Genomic DNA, 15,551 nt, shown 5'->3' with positions numbered 1-15,551 from the left:
GAGAAGCGGGCATGAAAAAAGGGGATTCGCCGGCCGGCGAATCCCCTTGAACATTTATTTGGTAGCGGGGGCAGGATTTGAACCTGCGACCTTCGGGTTATGAGCCCGACGAGCTACCGAACTGCTCCACCCCGCGTCAACGAAGTCGAATCATACTCAAGCACGCCCGGATTGTCAACCCCCCTGCCATGCCTTGTCCTCCAAGGGTTACTGCTTGCAGGAGAGTTGCCGGGCTGTTAGAATCGGATCGTCTGCCATCAGGGAGAGTCGCTTGGTCAGAAAAACCCCCGTCGAAACCTGTAATGCGCTTTGCGCCCGCTGCATCCATGCCTGCCGGCAACCGGCCGGAACGGTACTGGTCTGTTGTCCCCGCTTTCAGCCCCGCCCCTTCAAAATCAAGGAATACCGCTTCGACCAATTGGAACTGTTCGATCATCGCAAGCCCTGACGACCTGCAAGGTGTTGGCGGATTAAGCCGCGGACCTGGCTCCCCTTACTCCGCCTGTTGCAGGCCATTCAGGAAGGCGGTGATGTACGGCGTGAACTTTTCCGGCTCGATGAGAAAGGAGTCGTGACCGTACTCCGACTCGACGAGGTGGTATTGTACCGGTTTGCCGAGGGTCTTCAGGCTGGTCACCAGCTCTTCCGTCTGGTAGGGCGGATACAGCCAGTCGGAAGAAAAGGCGAACCACAGGGACGGGCAGCAAAGACGCGCCAGGGCCTGTTCGCGACTGTCGAAATTCCAGGCCACGTCATAAAGATCGAGAGCTTTGGCCAAGTATAGAAAGGCGTTGGCGTCGAAACGGTCGACGAAGGCACGTCCGTTGTATTCCAGGTAGCGTTCCACTTCGAAGCGGCCGAAGAAATCGAACATGCCGTCGCGGGCTGAAAAGCGCCGTCCGAACTTGAGCTGCATGGAGGTGTCGGAGAGAAAGGAAATGTGCCCGACGGCTCGTCCCAGGGCCAGGCCGTCGGCCGGCGGCTGTTCCGGACGGTAATTGCCCTTTTTCCACATGGGGTCGTTGAAGATGGATTGGCGCGCCAGGGCGTTGAGGGCAATGGCCATGGGGGAGGTCTGCCCGGTGCCGGCGATGGGGATGATGGAGCGGGGCACCTCGGGGAACAGCACGCCCCATTCCAGAGCCTGCATGGCGCCCATGCTGCCGCCGATGACGCTCAGCAGGGAGTCCAGTTCCAAACGGTCGATGAGCAGTTTCTGGGCCCGCACCATGTCGCGCACCATGACGACCGGGAAGGCCAGATTATAGGGCCGGCCGGTGCGGGGGTTGATGCTGGTCGGGCCGGTGGAGCCGCGGCAGGAACCGATGACGTTGCTGCAGATGATGAAATAGCGCTCCGTGTCCAGGACCTTGCCGGGACCGATCATGTCGTCCCACCAGCCCGGTTTGCGGTCGTCGGGACTGTTTTTGCCGGCCGCATGGGCGTCGCCGGTCCAGGCGTGGGTTACCAGGATGGCGTTGGAGCGACGTGCGTTGAGGGTGCCGTAGGTTTCATAGGCCAGGGTCAGGGGCGCATCGAGCAGGCGACCGCTTTCCAACTGCAGTTCGACGTCAAAGGTCGCGTATTGGGTGGTGACGATGCCAACCGACTGGTCCAATGCCCTGAAGTCCTCCATGCGACGAAAAACGGCCCCTTCCCAAATGTGAGAAGGGGCCGCCAGTCATATATCCCTGCCAAGCGGGCTCCATCCTCATCTTTCTCCCCGGGGGAGAAGGAATTAGCACCTGACATCCGCCCTTGGCGAACCGGTTGCTGTGGCTTCACAGGGCCTGTCCCTCCACCACTCACGATAAAGACGTTGCGCTTTTTCAAGCTATGTTGCCAAGACTCTATAAGAGGGCGGTGAAAATGTCAATCCCCGCTGCAAAGGTTGCCCGTGGCCGTGCCTGCGACGTCTTCCGCCAGCCAGGCTTGGAGGGGGGCCGGAAGCGAGTCTCGATTGAGGTTTTCCATCTGTACTAGTTGGGCAAAGTTGTGTTGCTGCAGGGTGGCCAGCAGATTGACGCGGGCTTGATGCCAAACCTGGCTGACGGGGCAGAAATGCCGCCGTTCGCAATCGTCGTGTTCAAGGAGGCAGGTATTGAGAAAGGGCATGCCTTCCTCGGCGGCAATCACGTCCAGGAGGGATATGTCCTGCGGTTGTTTCTGTAACAGAAATCCTCCGCCGACCCCGCGCTGGGAGCCGACAATGCCGCATTTGATCAGGGGTTGCAGAATCTTGGTGAGAAAGGCCGGCGTTATTTTCATGGCACGGCAGATATCTTTTTTCAGCACGGTGACGCCGGGTTCCCGGGACGCCATGAACAGGACGGCGCGAATGGCATATTCCGTGGCACGGGTGATAATCAAGGGGCAGCCTCCATTATTGATTACTTGTCCGGTTATCATTACCCGGGGGGACGCCTTTTGTCAAGAACCCGTACGGCGGCAGCGTTGCCATCGGTGGGGCAGGGTGCCGGGCATTCCCTGCGGCATGCTTGACAGAGAGGGGCGGAGCGCCGCATTATCGTCAATCAGGCAAGGAGGAGGGTAACGTGGCAGAGGGCACATGCGCAGCCGTCCCGGTGGGACGCTTTGCTCCAAGTCCGACGGGGCCGTTGCATTTCGGTTCCCTGGTGGCGGCAGTGGGCAGTTTTTGCCTGGCGCGGTGTGCCGGAGGGCGCTGGCTGGTACGTATCGAGGACTTGGATACGCCCCGGGTGGTGGCCGGTGCGGCGGAGGATATTTTGCGCACCCTGGAGCGGTTCGGCCTCACCTGGGACGGGCCCGTCTGGAGGCAAAGTCGCCGCCGGGAGCACTACGAGGCGGCCCTGAACCGCCTGGCGGGGCAGGGCCGGCTGTTTGCCTGCGGTTGTTCGCGTAAAGAGGTCCTGGCCAGTGCCCCCCATGTCGGCGAGGAGGGGCCGGTTTATCCCGGCACCTGTCGCCAAGGGGTGCCGGGGGGGCGGCCGGCCCGAGCCTGGCGGCTCAGGGTGCCTGACCGACTGATCGAGTTCGACGATCCGGTCTGGGGAAGGCAGCGGCAAAACCTGGCCGTTGAAGTCGGGGATTTTGTGTTGCGCCGGGCGGATGGCTTGTTCGCCTACCAGTTGGCCGTGGTGGTGGATGATGCGGCAAGCGGCATCACCCAGGTCGTGCGCGGCCAGGACCTGCTGGCATCTACCCCTCGACAGCTGTATTTACAGCAATGTCTGGGCTATCCGGCGCCGCAATATCTGCATCTGCCCCTTGCTCTGGGCCCGGACGGCACCAAAGTCAGCAAGCGTCATGGCGCCCTGGCGGTGCCGGAGAGTCTGGAACCGGGAGAGTTGCTATGGCGCGCCCTGCACTTTCTGGGGCAGGGGGTGCCGGAGGAGTTGTACGGAGCGCCGGCCCCGGAACTGCTCGCATGGGCCTTGAGCTGCTTCAGGGCCGAACGCATACCGGCAAGGTCGGCGCCGGCCGGGTAAAGGCGCCTAGAGGCCTTTACCCGGCCCGCTGAATCCGCCTACCAGCCGCCGGGCAGGGAGAATCGGGTGGTCAGACCGGTGCGAACGCTCCAGTCCTCGCTCTTGCTCTTGTATCCGACCGAGCCGCCCAGATCCCAGATGAATCGGCCCAGGTAGGTTTGGACGCCGGCCCGCAAGGCACCACGACGATTGATGGATTCACCGCCTTCCATGCCTTCGATGGAGACCAGGGCATCGACGCGCTCGGCCGCCAGGGGCACACGCACGCCGAAGCCGAATTTGAACAGGTCGTCCTGGCCGCTGAAGCCGGGGCGGGGGTCGCCGAGAATGGCCACGCCGAGGTTGGCGTAGAGGGAAAAATTCTGGAAGTTGCGGGTGGTCAGCAGTTCGATATAGATATCCGCTTCATCGGTACCGAAATCTTTCTCCTCGTCGGCATTGGGCAGTTTGGTGGCCAGGCGCAGGGCCACCGCCGGCAGGTGCAGTCCTTCGCGCAGGAGGCGCACCTTAAGGCCGAGGGTCACGTCCCCGCTGCCCCATTTATCGCCTTGGCCGTCTTCGCGAAGGTGCAGGTAGCTGTAAAGGATTTGCCCCTCCACACGTTCGCCCAGGCCCAGGTTAAGAGTCAGAGAGGGCACCTCCATCAGGCGACGGTTGCGGTTTTCGCGTTGAAACTGGTTGTGCAGGCCATCCGCATAGGAAAAGCCGACGCGCAACTCGGCGCTGTTTTTGGGCAGCAACTGGCCATCCTGCAGTCCGGTCGGTTCCAGGATGGCGGCCTGGGCGGTTCCCGCCAGCAGTATGCCGGCCAAGATCAGGCAGGCCGTGAGGCCTTTGGCAGAGCGGAAATTCATGAAATTTACCTCCTTGAAAGAATGGACAAATCAATTGTGATAAAGGCGAAATGGGGGAAATTTGACTTTGAATGTTAAACCCTCAATAAGGGTCTGTCAACTCTGCAGGCACCATTGCCTGGCTGGTCGCCGACGGGTTGTCGAAAGTGGCTTTTAAAGAGAGCAAATGGCGCTTCTTTCTGATCTTGACCGGCGTCTATCTGCTGGCCTATTTTTATCGCGTATCAACGGCCGTTATCGCCCAGGAGTTGCGCGTCGATCTCGGTCTGAGCGCCTCGCAGTTGGGCAGTCTGTCAGCGGGCTTGTTCTATGCCTTTGCCTTGGCGCAATGGCCCTTGGGGCCATTGCTGGACCGCTTCGAAGGCGGGCGGGTCATCGGGGTTCTGGGTTTCGTCACCGCTGCGGGGGCGCTGCTGTTTGCCGGCGCGACGGAGCATGGCCCGGCCCTGGCGGGACGAATCCTCATCGGGGTCGGAACCGCCGGCGTTCTGATGGGCTCCCTGAAGGTCTACACCACCTGGTTCTCCGCCCGGACCTTCGCCACCCTGGTCGGGCTGCAGGTGGCTCTGGGCAACACCGGCAATCTGTTGGCCACCGCGCCCCTGGCCTGGCTTTCGGGTCACTTCGGATGGCGGACCGTGTTTGTCGGTTGCGCGCTGCTTTCGGCGGTCGGCGGGGCTCTCGTCCTGTGGGTGGTGCGTGACGGGCCGCTGGCACCCAAGCGTCCGCAATCCGACCTTGGCGCAATATGGCGCAATTGGCGTCGGCTTTACCGACGGGCGGATTTCTGGCGGGTCGCCGTGCTGGCTTTCTTCTGGTATGGCGGTTATATGGGCATGCAGGGGCTCTGGGGCGGTCCCTATCTGCGGACGGTCCTTGGCCTGGAACGCGATTCCGCAGCGCGACTGCTGTTGATGACCGCGGTCGGCTTTATCATCGGCAGCCCCCTGGCAGGGCGTCTTTCCGACCGGATTTGGCGGTCCCGCAAACGCTTGGTGATGCTCGGGCAGGGCGGTCTGACCCTGTGTCTGGCGCTGCTGCTGGGACCCTTGACGCACCTGCCGGACTTTTGCCGACCGTTGTTTTTCCTGGTTTTCGGTCTGTGTGTGGCGACGGGACCGGTGCTGTTCGCGCAGGTCAAAGAGCTGTTTCCGGCGGATATGGCGGCCACTGCCATGACGGCCATGAACTTTTTTGTGGTGCTGGGCGCTGCGCTGATGCAGCAGAGCATGGGCCTGATCCTGGCCTTCCGCCAGGCTTCCGGCGCCACACCGGCCGAGGCGTTCCGGGCCGCCTTCGCTATGCCCCTGGTGGGGCTCGGTTTGGCCTGGATCTGGTATTGGCGCTGCCGGGATACAAGCCCCGACTCGCCCCCTCACGCGGTAATGCACGAGGAATAGGAAACCGGAATTCGATGGGCGGCCGGGTCGAAACGGACCCGGTTTTCCCAACGTAACCCCAATCGGGAGGTTTTACCATGAAGCGATGGTTATCGGGTCTGCTGGCAATGGTTGTGCTGGTCGGTTGTGGCGGTGGAAGCTACAAGGTTACGCGACAGGAGTACCGGGAACGGGTCCGAACCCTGGCCGTGGTGCCGTTGATGGTCGACGGCGGCTCGGTGGTCAATCACCCGCAGCGGGCGCAGGTCATGGAACTGCTGCGCAACGCCAATGTCGGGCGTACCCCGGAGCTGGTCACGGCCTTGCAGGAAAAACGAGCCTATTTCGATGTGCGGGAAGTTGCCGGGCAGCCGGAGCGTTTGCTGGAACAGTTGGCTGCCGCACGGATTCCCCTGGCCGATACGGATGGCGGCTTTCGTTATCGCTTTCACCGGGAGGCGGTGGCCGAATTGACCCGCGTCAATATGGCCGACGGACTGCTGGTGGTGGTGCTCCACGGTGCGGTGCGCAACGAGCGGCAATGGGACCGGACCCGACTGAAATATCTGGATGACAGCTTCAATGTGATCATGGCCTACGCCGCCGTGCTGTTGCCTTCCGGAGAAACGGCCTGGGAATGGCGCAGCCCCGTGAACAAGGCCTTTTTGAACCTGCAATATGCCGATTTCGACGAGGCGGCCCACAACCGGACCGACAAGGTGTCCACCAAATTCCTGCTCCCGGAGGGACTGGAACGGACCCTGACCGAACCCGGGCGGAACCTGCTGGGGCGCAGCCGTCTGCCGGATCCCTATCATCGGTTGTTTTCCGATCTGTCCTCCGCGTTGCGGCCCGGCCTGCTCAATCCTTTCGCGCCCGCGCCCGCCGCGGCGCCCTAGCCCTCGACGGGGGGTGGCGCGAGTTGCTGTTTCAGGACGGCTTGAATAGCCGCCTTGTTTGACAGGCTTTGAACAGACGTGCACATTCCCCGGCCGGCCGGTTCACTATGGCCGCCGGCCAGGGATTGAAAAATGTCTAAAACCGGCTTAATGTTTTGTTGTGAGGCAAATTATTATTTGACATGGCCGACTAAAAAGGGTAGAAAAAATCGATATTCAAAATGCCTTCGGCCAGCAGTCCCAGAAAACTCCTTTCGGAAATTCATTCCATACCACAACGCGAAGCCATGGGCGATTGACGGACCGATCTGATACCCGCTGCCAATGCATGACGCGATGGCGCCATAAGGAAAATACCCTGCCAATTTCAACATATTATTAATTCTTCCAGGACCAGCGAAAATTCACATCCACAATATTCGTAAAGCATAACAGCGATCATCGGGCAGCGGTCCGGTTGCCCTCCATGGCAAGGCCTGCCGCGGTCGGGGAATGTCTGTTGCGGGCGGCAAATCCGGCCGAGGAGAAAGCATGAATCTGAAGGAACTCAAGGAAAAAAAGATTACTGATTTGGCGGGGATTGCCAAGGATTTGAAACTGGATGGCGCGGCAGGGATGCGCAAGCAGGACCTGATTTTCGCCATTCTGAATGCGACGGCGGAAAAAAACGGCGCCATTTTCGGTGAAGGGGTGCTGGAAATCCTGCCCGACGGCTTTGGCTTCCTGCGGGCGCCGGATGCCAACTATCTCCCCGGTCCGGACGATATCTACGTTTCGCCCTCGCAGATTCGGCGCTTCAATCTGCGTACCGGCGATACCGTTTCCGGACAGATTCGGCCGCCAAAGGAAGGGGAACGCTACTTCGCGCTGCTGAAGGTCTCCGAGGTCAATTTCGAAAATCCCGCCGTGGCGCGCGACAAGACCCTGTTCGACAACCTGACCCCCCTCTATCCCGAAGAACGACTCATTCTCGAAACCGCCCCGGACAACCTGCCCATGCGGGTCATGGATTTGGTCACTCCCCTCGGCAAGGGCCAACGCGGCCTGATCGTGGCGCCGCCGCGCACCGGCAAGACCCTGCTGCTGCAGAATATCGCCAACTCCATCGCCGTCAATCATCCCGAGGTCTATCTCATCGTGTTGCTCATCGACGAGCGACCGGAGGAAGTGACGGACATGCAGCGCTCCGTCAAGGGCGAGGTCATTTCCTCGACCTTCGACGAGCCGGCCACCCGTCACGTTCAGGTCGCCGAGATGGTTATCGAAAAGGCCCGCCGGCTGGTGGAGCACAAGCGGGACGTGGTCATTCTGCTCGATTCCATCACCCGCCTGGCCCGCGCCTACAACACCGTGGTTCCGCCCAGCGGCAAGATCCTCTCCGGTGGCGTCGACTCCAATGCCCTGCACAAGCCCAAGCGCTTTTTCGGTGCCGCCCGCAACATCGAGGAGGGGGGCAGCCTGACCATCATCGCCACCGCCCTGGTCGATACGGGCAGCAAGATGGACGAGGTGATTTTCGAGGAATTCAAGGGTACCGGCAACATGGAGGCATTGCTGGATCGGCGCCTGGTCGACAAACGCACTTTCCCGGCCATCGACATCAACAAGTCGGGTACCCGCCGCGAAGAGCTGTTGGTCACGCCGGTGCAACTGCAGCGACTCTGGCTGCTGCGCAAGGTTCTCTCGACCATGAACGTGGTGGACAGCATGGAATTCCTCCTCGAAAAACTGGGGGCCACCAAAACCAATCAGGAATTTTTCGATTCCATGAACCAGTAGCCGCCGATGGCCGACGGACGGTGAAAAATCCTTGTTTTCCGGTTCCGGAAATGTTACAAGGTACGCTTTGCCTGTGTTTGTGCAACCACCCTGTACCTGCCAGGGATCCAAGGAGATGCGCTCATGAAAGAAGGAATCCATCCCAAGTACGAGACGGTCACCGTCAAGTGTCACTGCGGCAACGAGTTTGAAACCCGCTCCACCCGGGGACAGGACATTCAGACCGAGGTCTGTTCCGAGTGCCATCCGTTCTTTACCGGCAAGCAGAAGCTGCTGGATACGGAAGGCCGCATCGAGCGGTTCCGGAAAAAATACGGTCAAGGCAAGTAACTGCCGGAGACGGCCCTCCGGGGCCGTTTTCTTTTTTCCGAACAAGGCAGAGTCGCCCGAGGCGTCTCTGCCTGCTCGCGTTCTAAGGGTGGGCGCTGTCCCAAGAGGCGGCGGGCACCCCCTGGCAGGATGCCGTCATGCTGGTGGAATTGTTGACATATACGCCCGATCCCGAGCGACTGGTGGCGGCCGCGGCGCGGCTGTGCTATTCGCCGGCGGCGATTCGCGAACTGCTCGACCAGGAACCGGCCCAAAGGCGTCGACTGCTGGATCGGATCCGGGAAATGGGACACCTGTCGGTTCTCGAGCACGTCGCATTCAGTTTTGGTATCGAGGGCATCAGTCGGGCCTGTTCCCACCAGCTGGTGCGCCATCGGCTGGCTTCCTATTCACAGCAGAGTCAGCGTTACGTGTCACACCAGGAGCCCTTTGCGGCGGTAACCCCCGACTCCATTGCCGCCATGCCGGTTCTGTTGCAGCGTTACCAGGGCCTGCTGGCTGAGATCCATGCGGTATACGGCGAGCTGCTGGCCGCCGGAATTCCCGCCGAAGATGCCCGCTTCGTGCTGCCCAATGCCGCCCAGACCAAGCTGGTCATGACCATGAACGCCAGAGAATTGCTGCATTTTTTTCAGCTGCGCTGCTGCCGGCGGGCCCAGTGGGAGATTCGCCGTCTGGCCACGGCCATGCTGCGTTTGGTCAAACCGGTGGCCCCCCTGCTGTTCGCCGGCGCCGGGCCCGCCTGTCTGGAAGGCGCCTGCCCCGAAGGCCAGCTGAGTTGCGGGGCCCTGGCCGAGGTGCGCCGGGAGTTCGAGGCGCAGTAACTGCGGCTGCAAGGCTGCCAGGAAATATATGTTCGACAAGCTGGAAGAAGTTGAAGATCGTTTTCGTGAGGTGGAAGGCCTGCTCTCGGATCCGACAGTCATGGGCCGCCAGGATCGCTTTCGGGAACTGACCCGCGAACACGCCGAGCTGTCCGCTCTGATGGAGGTCTACCGGGCCTACAAGCGGGTTTGCGAGGATCTGGAAGGCAACCGCGAGCTGCTGCAGGATGCCGATGCGGAGTTGCGCGACCTGGCGCGCCAGGAGCTGCCGGGGCTGGAGGAGCGCCGCGAGGCTCTGGCCCAGCAGCTTAAGGTCCTGCTGCTGCCCAAGGATCCCAACGACGAGCGCAATGTCATCCTGGAAGTGCGCGCCGGCACCGGTGGCGAGGAGGCGGCCCTGTTTGCCGCCGATCTGTTCCGCATGTACAGCCGCTACGCCGAAACCCAGGGCTGGAAGGTCGAAACCCTGAGCGTTTCCGAGGCGGATGCCGGTGGTGTCAAGGAAGCCATCGCCATGATCAGCGGCCAGCGCGTCTACTCCCGCCTCAAGTACGAAAGCGGCACCCATCGGGTCCAGCGGGTTCCGGAAACGGAAGCCCAGGGGCGGATTCACACCTCGGCCTGCACCGTGGCGGTGTTGCCGGAAGCCGACGATGTCGACCTCAATATCGATCCGACGGAGTTGCGCATCGATGTCTATCGCGCCTCCGGGGCCGGCGGTCAGCACGTCAACAAGACCGAATCGGCGGTGCGCATCACTCACATTCCCACCGGGGTGGTGGTGGCCTGCCAGGATGAAAAATCCCAGCACAAGAACAAGGCCAAAGCCATGAAGATTCTGCAGTCGCGGATTCTCGACAGCCTGGTGGCCGAACAGCAGGCACGCATGGCCGCCGACCGCAAAAGCCAGGTCGGCAGCGGCGATCGCAGCCAGCGCATTCGCACCTACAACTTTCCCCAAGGGCGTTGCACCGATCACCGCATTGGCCTGACCCTGTATCGGCTGGACGCCATCATGCAGGGCGACTTGACCGAATTGGTCGAATCCCTGACAACCTATTTCCAGAGCGAAGCCCTGGCCGCCCAGGAGGCGTGAGCTTGGCCGAAACCTGGACGGTGGTGAAAATTTTGCAATGGACCGCGGACTATTTCCTGTCCCGGGGTCTCGAGGGCGGTCGCCGGGATGCCGAACTGCTGCTCGGCGCCGTATTGGGCCTGGATCGCGTAGGTCTCTATCTGAATTACGACCGACCTCTGGAGGCCGCCGAGTTGACGGACTACAAAGCTCGGGTGGTGCGCCGCGCGCAGCACGAACCGGTGCAGTACATTCTCGGCGAAACGGAATTCTGGTCCCTGCCTTTTACCGTTAACCCGGCGGTGCTGGTGCCGCGCCCGGATACCGAGGTGCTGGTCGAAGAGGCGTTGCGTTGCGCTCCCGCGGCGGAACGTATTCTCGATGTCGGCACCGGCAGCGGCGCCATTGCCGTGACCCTGGCCCATGAATTGCCAAGGGCCCGCATCGAGGCCCTGGACATTTCGTCCGCCGCCATCGCCGTGGCCGGAGAAAACGCCCGGCGCAACGGTGTTGCCGAGCGGGTCTGTTTCCTCGAAGGGGATCTGGCCCATTTGCCGGCCGGCCCCTTTGATTTGATCGTGTCCAATCCGCCCTACATCCCGGCGGCCGACCTGGCCGGCCTGATGCCCGAGGTGCGGGATTTCGAGCCACGGCTGGCCCTGTGCGGCGGGGCCGACGGTCTCGATTGTTATCGCCTGCTGGCGGCCCAGGCTCCAAACTGCCTGGCTCCGGCCGGTTGGTTGTTGCTCGAGGTCGGTATCGGCCAGGCCGACGCGGTGCGGGATCTGCTCACCACCGCCGGACTGACGGACCCCTTCTGCCGAAACGATTATGCCGGCGTGCCGCGGGTCGTCGGCGCCAGAAAAGCCGGCTGAACCGCATCATCAAACCCTGTTCCGCATCTTCAACCTTCTACTAGGTGGTTCTGGCATTGGAAAAGATCATCATTCACGGCGGCCGGCGACTCAAGGGTGAGGTCGCCATCAGTGGAGCCAAAAATGCGGCATTGCCGCTGCTCTTCGCCACCCTGCTGACCGGCGGCCGGCATTGCCTCGACAATGTGCCGGCGTTGCGCGACATCCATACCGCCGAGCAGTTGCTGACCACCCTGGGCGCCTCCGTCGAACGCCACGGGTCCCGATTCGAGGTCGAGGCCAGCCATCTCAATCACGTCGAAGCTCCCTACGATCTGGTCCGCACCATGCGCGCCTCGGTGTTGGTCCTCGGTCCGTTGCTGGCCCGTCTCGGCCATGCCCGGGTCAGCCTGCCCGGTGGTTGCGCCATCGGCGCCCGTCCCATCAATCTGCACCTCAAGGGTCTGGAGGCCATGGGGGCCCGCATCGAGTTGAGTCACGGCTATGTTGAAGCCCGCGCCCGACGTCTGCGTGGCGCCCGGATCTATTTCGACCTGCCGACGGTCGGCGGCACCGAGAACCTGATGATGGCCGCCAGCCTGGCGCGTGGCACGACCGTCCTGGAAAACGCCGCCTGCGAACCGGAAATCGTCGATTTGGCCCAGGCCCTGACGCGCATGGGGGCCCGCATCGAGGGCGCCGGCAGCGACCGCATCGTCATCGAAGGGGTGGATGAACTGCATCCGCTCCAGTATTCGGTCATGCCGGACCGCATCGAAGCCGGAACCTTCATGGTGGCGGCGGCCATGACCCGCGGCGATATCCGCCTGCGCGGCGCCCGTCCCGGAGACATGGAAGCCTTGATCAGCAAGTTGCGCGAAGCCGGCGCCGAAGTGACCGTCCTGGACGATGGCTTGCGGGTTCAGGGAAACCGCCACATCAGGCCGGTCAACATCAAGACTCTGCCTCATCCCGGCTTTCCGACCGACATGCAGGCCCAGTTCATGGCCCTGATGGCTCTGGCGGAGGGCACCAGCGTCATCACCGAGAGCGTTTTCGAGAACCGTTTCATGCACGTTTGCGAACTGCAGCGCTTGGGGGCGGATATTGCTATCGAAGGCAGTACCGCCACCGTCAAGGGGAGCAGGGGGCTGGTTGGGGCTCCGGTCATGGCCACCGATCTGCGGGCCAGCGCCTGCCTGGTGCTGGCCGGACTGGCGGCGGAAAACACCACCGAGGTGGCGCGCATCTATCACCTGGATCGCGGCTACGAGCGCATCGAGGAAAAATTCCGTCAACTTGGCGCGAGTATCGAGCGGGTCAAGGCGTAACGCAACATGGGTCACTGGTCATCAGTCATGGGTTGCCGTCCGTTAGACCATGACAAACGACAAATGACAGCTGACGGTTTTCCCGGCTGACAAAGGACCGTTGAATGAGCGATTATATAACCTTTGCCCTGCCCAAGGGGCGCATCATGCAGGATTCCATGGCGCTCTTCGAGCGCATCGGCATCACCTGCCCGGAAATGAACGGCGACAGCCGCAAGCTGGTGTTCGAAAACCGCGACAGTCGCTACCGGTTCATGGCGGTGCGGGCCACGGACGTGCCGACCTATGTCGAGTACGGCTGCGCCGACCTGGGCGTGGTGGGCAAGGATACCCTCCTCGAGCAGGGCAAGGACCTCTACGAGCCCCTGGATCTGAAATTCGGCTATTGCCGGATGGTGGTGGCGGAACCGGGGGAACTGCTGCGTGACGAGGACCCGTCCAGTTGGTCCAATATCCGGGTGGCGACGAAGTACCCCAATATTACCGAACGGTTTTTCGCCCGGCGCGGAGTGCAGGTGGAGATCATCAAACTCTACGGATCCATCGAATTGGCGCCCCTGGTCGGCCTGTCGGAACGTATCGTCGACCTGGTGTCGAGCGGCGCGACCCTGCGCGACAACGGCCTGGTGGAGGTGGAAACCATTTCCGAAATCACCAGCCGCCTGATCGTCAACCGTGCCAGCCTCAAGACCAAGCACCAGCGCATTACCCGTATCATCCAGGATCTGGAAGCGGTCCTGGCCGCCGGGGAGCAGGAGGAGGCCCGCCCATGATGCAACTGCTGTCCTTTGACGACGAGCGTTTCGAAAGTGCCCTCGACGCCATCGTCGGCCGGGCGGAAACGCCGCCGGCCGGCATCGAGGAGACCGTCGCCGCCATCATCGAAGCGGTGCGGCGCGACGGCGACCGGGCCCTGATGGAATATACCGCCCGCTTTGACGGCCTGCAGCTGAGGGCCGCCGATCTCGAAGTATCGCCGGCGGAAGTGGAACGGGCCATGGCGGAGGTCGCGGAGGAGGATCTCGCCTGCCTGCGGCTGGCGGCGGAGCGCATCCGCGCCTTTCACAGCCGCCAGAAGACCGAGAGCTGGATCACCAACGACGAGCCCGATGTGCTCCTCGGCCAGTTGGTGCGGCCCCTGGAGCGGGTCGGCATCTATGTGCCCGGCGGCAAGGCCAGCTATCCTTCGTCGGTGCTGATGAACGCCATCCCGGCCAAGGTGGCCGGTGTCGGCGAGGTGATCATGGTCGTCCCCATGCCCCGTGGCGAGGTCAATCCCCACGTGTTGGCCGCGGCGCGACTGGCCGGCGTCGATCGCATCTTCCGCATCGGCGGCGCCCAGGCGGTGGCGGCCCTGGCCTATGGCACCGCTACGGTGCCGCGGGTGGACAAGATCACCGGGCCTGGCAATATTTATGTGGCGACGGCCAAAAAGCAGGTTTTCGGTCAGGTGGACATCGATATGATCGCCGGGCCGAGCGAAATTCTGGTGGTCAACGACGGCAGCGGCAATGCGGCCCACATCGCCGCCGATCTGCTGTCCCAGGCCGAGCATGACGAACTGGCCGCCGCCATCCTGGTTACCACCGACGCCGATTTCGCCCGCCGGGTGCAGATCGAGGTGGAGACCCAGTTGGGCGGTCTGGGCCGGCAGGCCATCGCCCGGCGCTCCATCGATGCCTTCGGCGCCATTTTCGTCGCTCGGGACCTCGAGCAGGCGGTGGCCCTGAGCAACCGCATCGCTCCGGAGCATCTGGAACTGGCGGTGGCCGAGCCCTTCGCCCTGCTGCCGCGCATCCACCACGCCGGGGCCATTTTCCTCGGTCACTACTGCCCCGAGGCCCTCGGCGATTACCTGGCCGGGCCCAACCATACCCTGCCCACCGGGGGCACGGCGCGCTTCTTCTCGCCCTTGGGGGTGGACGACTTCGTCAAAAAGTCGAGCCTGATTTCCTGCAGCCCGCAGGGATTGGAGCGGCTCGGCGGTGCGGCCCTGCGCCTGGCCGGACTGGAAGGACTGGAAGCCCACGGCCGGTCGGTCGGCATCCGACTGGAGCCGTGACCGGTTGCTGAGAAGTTCGGCCATGGGTTAATCGGCGCCGCCCGTTGACGTTTTTCCGGTCGCCCGCCAATGTTTGTCATCCTTTTCACGTCAGGAGGTTCGTCATGTCCCGCAGCGCGACTATCGACCGTCAGACCGCGGAAACCCAGATTCACCTGACTCTGAGTCTGGACGGGTCCGGCAGCGGCCAGATCGCCACGCCGGTGCCCTTCATGAACCATATGCTGAACCTCATGGTCCGCCACGGTTTCTTCGACCTGGTGGTCCAGGCGGCCGGCGACGTCGAGGTGGACGACCACCACACCGTCGAGGATCTCGGCATCTGTCTCGGCCAGGCCTTCGCCCGGGCCCTGGGTGACAAGCAGGGGATTCGCCGCTACGGGGATGCCGTGGTGCCCATGGACGAGACCCTGGCGACGGTGGCGGTGGATTTTTCCGGGCGGGCCCGGCTGGTGTTCAACGTACCCCTGCCGAAAGCGCGGGTCGGCACCTTCGAGGTGGAACTGGTGGAAGAATTTTTCGCTGCCTTCTGCAATCATGCCGCGGCTAATGTGCACGTCAACCTGGCCTATGGCAGCAATCTGCACCACATCGTCGAGGCGGTCTTCAAGGCCTTTGGCCGGGCCTTGGACGCGGCGACGGGACTGGACCCCCGGGTCCGGGGGGTGCTGTCCACCAAGGGGAAACTGTAAAC

The 15,551-nt window shown here is 62.5% G+C and carries 16 protein-coding genes, 1 tRNA gene and 1 riboswitch; of the genes, 13 read left to right on the top strand and 4 right to left on the bottom strand.

Features of this window, described 5'->3' with window-relative positions; translation table 11 throughout:
- Nucleotides 1–59 precede the first annotated feature (59 nt).
- Nucleotides 60–136: transfer RNA gene (locus tag JQN68_RS13045), tRNA-Met, on the bottom strand.
- Nucleotides 137–271: 135 nt separating this feature from the next.
- Between JQN68_RS13045 and JQN68_RS13040 the strand changes: the two genes are divergently transcribed.
- Nucleotides 272–448 (top strand): hypothetical protein, encoded by a 177-nt coding sequence (locus tag JQN68_RS13040; RefSeq protein WP_225072808.1) that lies wholly within the window; start codon nt 272–274, stop codon nt 446–448.
- 45 nt (nt 449–493) lie between these two features.
- On the opposite strand, the gene metX is transcribed toward JQN68_RS13040, so the two are convergent.
- Nucleotides 494–1,636, bottom strand: a complete 1,143-nt coding sequence (metX, locus tag JQN68_RS13035; RefSeq protein WP_225072809.1) for a homoserine O-acetyltransferase MetX — start codon at nt 1,634–1,636, stop codon at nt 494–496.
- A 72-nt stretch (nt 1,637–1,708) separates the two neighbouring features.
- Nucleotides 1,709–1,817, bottom strand: a riboswitch (SAM riboswitch).
- Between the two features lie 55 nt (nt 1,818–1,872).
- A complete protein-coding gene (locus JQN68_RS13030; RefSeq protein ID WP_225072810.1) occupies nt 1,873–2,370 on the bottom strand; it encodes an RrF2 family transcriptional regulator in 498 nt (165 codons plus the stop codon).
- A 185-nt stretch (nt 2,371–2,555) separates the two neighbouring features.
- Between JQN68_RS13030 and gluQRS the strand changes: the two genes are divergently transcribed.
- Nucleotides 2,556–3,470: a tRNA glutamyl-Q(34) synthetase GluQRS gene (gene gluQRS, locus JQN68_RS13025; RefSeq protein WP_225072811.1), complete on the top strand. Its 915-nt coding sequence runs from the start codon at nt 2,556–2,558 to the stop codon at nt 3,468–3,470.
- A gap of 38 nt (nt 3,471–3,508) precedes the next feature.
- Here the strand turns inward: gluQRS and JQN68_RS13020 are convergent, their stop codons facing one another.
- Entirely contained in the window at nt 3,509–4,324 is an 816-nt protein-coding gene (locus JQN68_RS13020; protein WP_249621232.1) for a transporter, read from the bottom strand.
- 146 nt (nt 4,325–4,470) lie between these two features.
- Between JQN68_RS13020 and JQN68_RS13015 the strand changes: the two genes are divergently transcribed.
- The 11 genes from JQN68_RS13015 to hisB all read left to right on the top strand — a co-directional run bounded on the left by JQN68_RS13015 (nt 4,471) and on the right by hisB (nt 15,549).
- Nucleotides 4,471–5,724 (top strand): MFS transporter, encoded by a 1,254-nt coding sequence (locus JQN68_RS13015; RefSeq protein ID WP_225072813.1) that lies wholly within the window; start codon nt 4,471–4,473, stop codon nt 5,722–5,724.
- Nucleotides 5,725–5,801: 77 nt separating this feature from the next.
- Complete coding sequence (locus JQN68_RS13010; protein ID WP_225072814.1) at nt 5,802–6,602, top strand: hypothetical protein; 801 nt, start codon at nt 5,802–5,804, stop codon at nt 6,600–6,602.
- Nucleotides 6,603–7,133: 531 nt separating this feature from the next.
- Nucleotides 7,134–8,381, top strand: coding sequence for a transcription termination factor Rho (gene rho, locus JQN68_RS13005; RefSeq protein ID WP_225072815.1), 1,248 nt, complete (start codon nt 7,134–7,136; stop codon nt 8,379–8,381).
- 123 nt (nt 8,382–8,504) lie between these two features.
- Entirely contained in the window at nt 8,505–8,711 is a 207-nt protein-coding gene (gene rpmE / locus JQN68_RS13000; protein ID WP_225072816.1) for a 50S ribosomal protein L31, read from the top strand.
- Nucleotides 8,712–8,848: 137 nt separating this feature from the next.
- Nucleotides 8,849–9,535: an FAD-dependent thymidylate synthase gene (gene thyX, locus JQN68_RS12995; RefSeq protein WP_225072817.1), complete on the top strand. Its 687-nt coding sequence runs from the start codon at nt 8,849–8,851 to the stop codon at nt 9,533–9,535.
- 28 nt (nt 9,536–9,563) lie between these two features.
- Nucleotides 9,564–10,631: a peptide chain release factor 1 gene (gene prfA / locus JQN68_RS12990; protein WP_225072818.1), complete on the top strand. Its 1,068-nt coding sequence runs from the start codon at nt 9,564–9,566 to the stop codon at nt 10,629–10,631.
- Between the two features lie 2 nt (nt 10,632–10,633).
- Nucleotides 10,634–11,485, top strand: a complete 852-nt coding sequence (gene prmC, locus JQN68_RS12985) for a peptide chain release factor N(5)-glutamine methyltransferase (RefSeq protein ID WP_283775536.1) — start codon at nt 10,634–10,636, stop codon at nt 11,483–11,485.
- Between the two features lie 56 nt (nt 11,486–11,541).
- Complete coding sequence (gene murA / locus JQN68_RS12980) at nt 11,542–12,795, top strand: UDP-N-acetylglucosamine 1-carboxyvinyltransferase (RefSeq protein WP_225072820.1); 1,254 nt, start codon at nt 11,542–11,544, stop codon at nt 12,793–12,795.
- A 104-nt stretch (nt 12,796–12,899) separates the two neighbouring features.
- Nucleotides 12,900–13,568, top strand: coding sequence for an ATP phosphoribosyltransferase (hisG, locus tag JQN68_RS12975; RefSeq protein ID WP_225072821.1), 669 nt, complete (start codon nt 12,900–12,902; stop codon nt 13,566–13,568).
- On the top strand, nt 13,568–14,857 hold the full coding sequence (gene hisD / locus JQN68_RS12970; protein ID WP_502799363.1) for a histidinol dehydrogenase: 1,290 nt from the start codon (nt 13,568–13,570) through the stop codon (nt 14,855–14,857). The genes hisG and hisD overlap by 1 nt, the downstream gene beginning before the upstream one ends.
- A gap of 104 nt (nt 14,858–14,961) precedes the next feature.
- The gene (gene hisB / locus JQN68_RS12965; protein WP_225072823.1) at nt 14,962–15,549 is read left to right on the top strand and encodes an imidazoleglycerol-phosphate dehydratase HisB; all 588 of its coding nucleotides are present in this window, start codon (nt 14,962–14,964) and stop codon (nt 15,547–15,549) included.
- Nucleotides 15,550–15,551 lie beyond the last annotated feature (2 nt).

It is taken from the genome of Desulfuromonas sp. CSMB_57 (genome assembly GCF_020194955.2).
Classification (GTDB): domain Bacteria; phylum Desulfobacterota; class Desulfuromonadia; order Desulfuromonadales; family Syntrophotaleaceae; genus JAFCIY02.
This window is presented reverse-complemented; position numbering and strand designations above follow the sequence as displayed.

Coding starts and splice junctions, on each gene's coding strand:
- hisB (WP_225072823.1), top strand. CDS start 14,962: ATGTCCCGCAGCGCGACTATCGACCGTCAGACCGCGGAAACCCAGATT.
- rho (WP_225072815.1), top strand. CDS start 7,134: ATGAATCTGAAGGAACTCAAGGAAAAAAAGATTACTGATTTGGCGGGG.
- JQN68_RS13020 (WP_249621232.1), bottom strand. CDS start 4,324: ATGAATTTCCGCTCTGCCAAAGGCCTCACGGCCTGCCTGATCTTGGCC.
- thyX (WP_225072817.1), top strand. CDS start 8,849: ATGCTGGTGGAATTGTTGACATATACGCCCGATCCCGAGCGACTGGTG.
- metX (WP_225072809.1), bottom strand. CDS start 1,636: ATGGAGGACTTCAGGGCATTGGACCAGTCGGTTGGCATCGTCACCACC.
- prfA (WP_225072818.1), top strand. CDS start 9,564: ATGTTCGACAAGCTGGAAGAAGTTGAAGATCGTTTTCGTGAGGTGGAA.
- rpmE (WP_225072816.1), top strand. CDS start 8,505: ATGAAAGAAGGAATCCATCCCAAGTACGAGACGGTCACCGTCAAGTGT.
- JQN68_RS13010 (WP_225072814.1), top strand. CDS start 5,802: ATGAAGCGATGGTTATCGGGTCTGCTGGCAATGGTTGTGCTGGTCGGT.
- hisG (WP_225072821.1), top strand. CDS start 12,900: ATGAGCGATTATATAACCTTTGCCCTGCCCAAGGGGCGCATCATGCAG.
- hisD (WP_502799363.1), top strand. CDS start 13,568: ATGCAACTGCTGTCCTTTGACGACGAGCGTTTCGAAAGTGCCCTCGAC.